The organism is Alteromonas sp. (assembly GCF_984505615.1).
This window is the reverse complement of record NZ_CFHOXV010000063.1, coordinates 1-5,798: the sequence shown is the minus strand read 5'-3', so window position 1 is coordinate 5,798 and position 5,798 is coordinate 1. Positions and strand designations below refer to the sequence as shown.

Below are 5,798 nucleotides of genomic sequence, written 5' to 3'. Positions count from 1 at the left end.
CAGGCTGATGTTCGCGTAATAATGCGAAGCCTTTCAATGCCTCTTTTAATGCGTTATCGAAAAGTGCCAACTCCATATTCTGCCGTTTAGCGAAACTGATTACGGACTCGATGCCTTTAAAATACTGAAACGGTGTTTTAAATCTGGCTAGGGCTTCTACTGAACGAATTTGGCCGTCCACACTGTAAATTGGCTGAAAATGGCACGTCAGACCATCGTCACTCAAAACGTCCTGAAGTTCTTTTTTTTGATTGTTAAGCCACTTCTTTTGCTCTCTGAGATTTACATCATAAATTTTAAAGTGTTCTGCAGTAAGCGCTCCCCGCTTTACTTCATACATCCCCTGGTCGGCTGCATCCAGAACAGCCTGAACCTTTTCAGCTCTGGTCTGATTTTCTTCAAACTGAATAGTGGGCGTCCAGGCAATACCAATACTGCATCGCAATTCTATTTCACGCCCATCCAGCACACAGGTACTGTTCAATAAGGTATCTATCTTTCGTGCTATCCCCTCAACCGTTCTGTCTGAAGTGATAGAAGACATACAAACAACAAATTCATCACCACCAAAACGGGCACTGAGATCATTTTCGCGCACCGCGGAGCTTATCTTCCGGCCGACAAACTTCAAAACCAGGTCACCAAATTTATGACCCATGGTATCGTTAATTTCTTTGAACCTGTCGATGTCGATAAACAAAAATAAAGAACGGGAAAACCGGTTGGCATCCATCTCTTCGACTTTGCGAATAAAGGCGGACCGGTTAAACAACTCAGTTAATGAGTCGTGGTCAGCCATATATTGCAATTTGCTTTCTGCCCGAAATTCATTGGTCACATCATTCAGGGTTACCGAGGCACTGATAAAATTGTCTCTGGAGTCAAAGTAAGCAGCCAGTTGCACCGAAAATATATAGATGCCGCCCAAAGGCGTAACGAACTCTATCCGTGTTTTATATAAGTTCCGGCAATTTTCAAGAGCGCTCACGTGATCGCGGAATTCCCTGGCCAGTGACGGGGGTAAATAATCGATCCATTTTCTGCCATACAACTCATCCAATGAGGTTTTCAACATATCTGCACAACGTGCATTAATAAAAACCGCATTCCAGTTGCTGTCCACGTTGATGACACCGATTGGTAAATCATGGGCAATTTTTGAAATGCTCTTGCTGTCGGCAATCACCGATAATGCCCAGGGGTACTGTTCAGACTCTGATGCAGATAAGACGCAATGGTAACCGAGGAAATTCTGTACGTCTAAGACGCGGGGTAAATCCTTTAACTCTATATTTTCGAATTCCTTTAGTGAGTGTGGAAGTAAAGAGTGAAACGCAAAATGCGATACCGGAGGTGATGTTTTACACAGCGATTTATTTTTATCATAAAAAGCTGTAAAGCCATCATTGAGACTCACCAGTAATTCGTGGATATTTCCGGCAAGTTGATTCCTTTCGTGAGTTGAATCCGTGTATTCCAAAACAAACCCTGCATAACAAAATTAAATCCGGGCAACAACTCATACCCTATGATGTATATAGCATAGACGCTATATCGGAAAAGATAAAAAATGAACATTTTGCAATAAAACTACGGACTTCCTGCCCTTAATGATCAGGGCAGGTAGCGTGAAGTAAAACGATTACCGATAAGGAGACGCACCGCCTTCTTCAATAAACCGGTCGATACGTTGCTCAAGCACAGACAACGGTACTGAGCCCAGTTGCAAAACCGTATCGTGGAAATGGCGGATATCGAACTTCTCACCTAATGCAGATTCAGCACGGGCACGGTTTGATTCCATCGCCATTTGTCCCAGGTAATAAGACAACGCCTGACCCGGCCATGCAATATAACGGTCAACTTCGGTGGTAATTTCATGGACCGACAGCGCCGTGTTGTCTTTCATGAACTGCTGCGCCTGTTCACGGCTCCAGCCTTTTGCATGAATACCGGTATCTACTACCAGCCGTGCTGCACGCCACATCTGATAGCTCAACATGCCGAAAATTTCATAGGGCGTGTGATAAATTCCCATCTCTTCGCCCAGTTTCTCGGTATACAGCGCCCATCCTTCTCCATAAGCAGAAATGTAGCTTTCCCGGCGGAAGTCCGGGATCCCATCATTTTCCAGTGACAACGGCATCTGGAAGGCGTGTCCCGGAGCTGACTCATGCAAGGTCAGGGCTGGCAGCGAATAAAGCGGGCGTGACGGTAAATCGTAGGTGTTAACCAGATATACGCCAGGGCCACCGCGACCGGCAGTATAAAACGGTGCAATATCATCAGGCACCGGAATAATAGCAAAACGGGCACGGGGCAGATGACCGAAAAAGTCAGACGCTACGGCATCAAATTCTTTGGCTGTCCAGGCCGCTCTGTCGAGCAGCGCCTGAGGCGTATCGACATAAAACTGCGGATCGGTACGCAGGAAATGAAGGAATGCCGCCAAATCACCGTCAAAGTTCACCTCAGCCATGACATCGTGCATGCGGTCACGTATTTTCGCCACCTCATCCAGACCAATCTGATGAATTTCTTCCGGGGTTAGATCCAGTGTGGTGTATTTCTTTGCCTGAGCACGGTAATAAGCTTTGCCATCAGGTAAATCGTAAGCGGCAATCGAAGGTTGTGCCCCGGGAATGTAGTCTTCAACTAAAAAGGACAGCAGCTTTTTATGCGCAGGAATAACCGCTTCGCTGATCGCTTTTTGTGCCTGTGCACGCAAAGCCTGTTGTCGCGGTGCTGGAATTTTTGCAGGGAATTTAGTAAACGGCTGAAAATACACGTTATCTTCACCAGCAGCGTCGACTACCGACTCCACAGAGCGTTCACGGCCAGCCAGAGAAATCGCCGGTAAGGTAAACTTCCGCGCGAGGCCCATTTTCATGTTGACAATCTGTTGATCAAAATACCGTGGCATATCGTTAAGCCAGGCGATGTAATTCACATAATCCTGTTCGCTGTGAAATGTCTCCCGCGCCAGATATGTCAGGTCGCTCCAGAATGCGGTATCGCCCAGCAGAGGTTTCTCCCAGGTACGGTATTCCTGATCCATAATGAGGTTTTCAATCTGATTACGGTACACCGCATAATTCGTCTGGTTCTCTTCCGACAATGTGGCGGTATCAATGGTATTCAGCTCTCTCAGCACAGATTGCCAGCGACTCAGACGCTTTTCTTGTGTGGCCTGACTCACATCCGGCAAAGCAGATGGCGCTGCGTGTGTATCGCTGTTTTCATCCACACTGTAGTAATTTTTACGCCACTGCCATTCCTGCGAGTATAAGGTTTCAAACTTGCCGTCTGCGGTGTCTGTGGCAAGGGTATCAGAAGCAGCAAACACAGCAGCACTTCCCTGAAAGGCCAAAAAGACGGATAAACTGAGGATGCGGACAGAGCGTGTAAAAGTGGTCACAAATGTTCTCCCTGTTTTTATTGTTATGTACCTGAAATCGGTTGTATTGAGTTTTAACACGGCGGGACAACGGATTACCAGATTTAGCCGCCGGTTGTGCAAATTGAGCGGATAAACAGCAAATCGGCAGGCGGACTGAATTTACCGCCGGACGAGGAGATCCTTTGCTTATTTATCCGTATGATAGCAACCACAAGAAGCCGGACAGATAACCGGCAGAATAAGCGAATTTACCGGAGGTAACATGACAGAAAACGGCATAGGCGGGAAAACAAAAGAAGCAGCTTTGTCCGCACTTCAGGATATGACAAAAGATACTGTGGCGATTGGCAAAGAAGAGTTTGAAGCCAGGATCCAAAAAGCGCAGGCATTAATGAAAGCGCAGGGTATTGCGGCGCTTTATCTGAATGCCGGCACCAATATGACTTATTTCACCGGCCTTGAATGGTACGCCAGTGAAAGACTGGTGGGCGCATTATTGCCAGCAGAAGGTCCGGTCACTTTTATCGCACCGTTTTTCGAAATAGCTTCCCTGTCTGAACGTCAGATCATCGCCGGTGACATTGCCGGCTGGCAGGAACATGAAAGTCCTTACGTCCTGTTCGCGCAGTTACTGAAGGAAGCCGGTGTAAAGCCCGGCGACAAAGTGGGTATTGACGAATCAACGGCCTTTTTTATTACCGACGGTTTTCAAAAAGCCATGCCGGAGTTGCAACTGGTTAACGCCAGTCTGGTGACAGCCGGGTGCCGCATGCATAAAACGGCACCGGAACTGGCGCTGATCCAGCGGGCCATGGATATGACGCTGGAGGTGCACAAAGCCGCCGCCAGTATTCTATACGAAGGGATCACCACCACCGAAGTGGAACAGTTCATTCATGAAGCGCACAAGAAAACCGGCGCGCCGGCAGGTTCGTATTTCTGCATCGTCCTGTTCGGTAAAGCTACCTCTTTTCCTCATGGAGTAAAAGATCCACAGGTACTGAAACCCGGCGATCTGGTCCTCATTGACACGGGCTGCAAACTGAAAGGTTATCTGTCTGACATAACCCGTACTTACTGCTTTGGAGAGCCTACAGAAAAACAGGCCCGCTTGTGGCAAGCAGAAAAAGAAGCGCAGATTGCCGCGTTTAACGCAGCACAACCCGGTACGCCTTGCGGACAGGTTGATGCCGCAGCCAGAGAGTGCCTGGCGGGCTACGGGTTAGGCCCCGATTATCAGTTGCCCGGCCTGCCCCACCGCACCGGTCACGGTATCGGCATGGACATACACGAATGGCCCTATCTGGTGAAAGATAATCCGCAGCCACTGGCTACCGGAATGTGTTTCAGTAACGAGCCGATGATAGTGGTCCCCGGGGAGTTCGGTATTCGCCTTGAAGACCATTTCTACATGACAGATGAAGGCCCTGCATGGTTTACTGAGCCCGCTAACAGTATTGAGAACCCTTTTAACTAAGATGAGTTATTCCATTCCTGCGCAGCGTTACGAAACCCTGCTGGAAATTAAGAAGAGTAAGTTTTATGCCTGCGCCGGCTTCGCCCAGACCCGCGAAGACGCCATGCTGATGCTTGATGAAGTGAAAGCCCGCTATCCGGATGCCAGGCATCATTGCTGGGCTTATCTGTTAGGCCATCCCGAGCAGCCACTCAGCGTGGCGATGTCTGATGACGGGGAACCCTCCGGCACGGCCGGAAAGCCTATACTCAATGTATTACAGCACAAACCGGTGGGTAACATCATGATGATTGTTACCCGCTATTTTGGCGGTATCAAGCTGGGGGCCGGCGGACTGGTCCGCGCCTACTCAGGCGCAGCACAACAGACCATGGAAACCCTGCCGGTTATTACTCAGGTAAAACTCAATGACTTTACCGTGATCACTGATTTTGCTCAGGAACAATTTATCCGCCACTGGACTGAATCGGTAAAAGGTAAAGTCACAGATTGCACTTACTCGCAGGCTGTAACCCTCACCATTGCCATACCCGACAGCGCCGTGGAGGCTTTGCGTCAGTATGAAGGAAGCCTTGGTTTGACAGTTAAAGCTGTTGAAGAGTGACAGTCTGCTAACTACAAAGGCGTATGTGATATTTGGTGGAAATGAACTTAATGCAGTTCTCAGCTCCACTATTCATGCGGGTTTGACGGGGACGTTTAAATAAGAATTCTGCTAAAGTTCAGCTATATATGAACTTTTGGGAAAAAATTTGCTTAAAAGCAGCGCAGACTGATGACAATTTCTGAGCGTGCGGGTGAAAAATATACTTCAACTTTATTTGAGTCCTCCTTTGGATTCGTCTGTCAAATCTGACAGTCGCATATGTGCCATTAGCGGACACTCAATCTTGACACCAAGTGATCAAAAACCAATCGAAT

At 48.0% G+C, this 5,798-nt stretch carries 4 protein-coding genes; 2 read left to right on the top strand and 2 right to left on the bottom strand.

Translation table 11 applies throughout. From position 1 onward, the window contains the following. Together AC4PME_RS19715 and AC4PME_RS19710 are read right to left on the bottom strand one after the other, a co-directional pair. Positions 1 to 1,480 (bottom strand): diguanylate cyclase domain-containing protein (locus tag AC4PME_RS19715; RefSeq protein ID WP_491529726.1); only part of this gene is annotated, 1,480 nt, incomplete at its 3' end. A gap of 162 nt (positions 1,481 to 1,642) precedes the next feature. Further along, the gene (locus AC4PME_RS19710) at positions 1,643 to 3,418 is read right to left on the bottom strand and encodes a DUF885 domain-containing protein (protein WP_491046914.1); all 1,776 of its coding nucleotides are present in this window, start codon (positions 3,416 to 3,418) and stop codon (positions 1,643 to 1,645) included. 244 nt (positions 3,419 to 3,662) lie between these two features. On the opposite strand from AC4PME_RS19710, the gene AC4PME_RS19705 reads away from it, so the two are divergent. Further along, positions 3,663 to 4,877 carry a M24 family metallopeptidase gene (locus AC4PME_RS19705; protein ID WP_491046915.1) on the top strand — a complete coding sequence of 405 codons (1,215 nt, stop codon included), beginning with the start codon at positions 3,663 to 3,665 and terminating at the stop codon, positions 4,875 to 4,877. A 1-nt stretch (position 4,878) separates the two neighbouring features. After that, entirely contained in the window at positions 4,879 to 5,481 is a 603-nt protein-coding gene (locus AC4PME_RS19700; RefSeq protein WP_490710521.1) for an IMPACT family protein, read from the top strand. Positions 5,482 to 5,798: the final 317 nt, after the last annotated feature.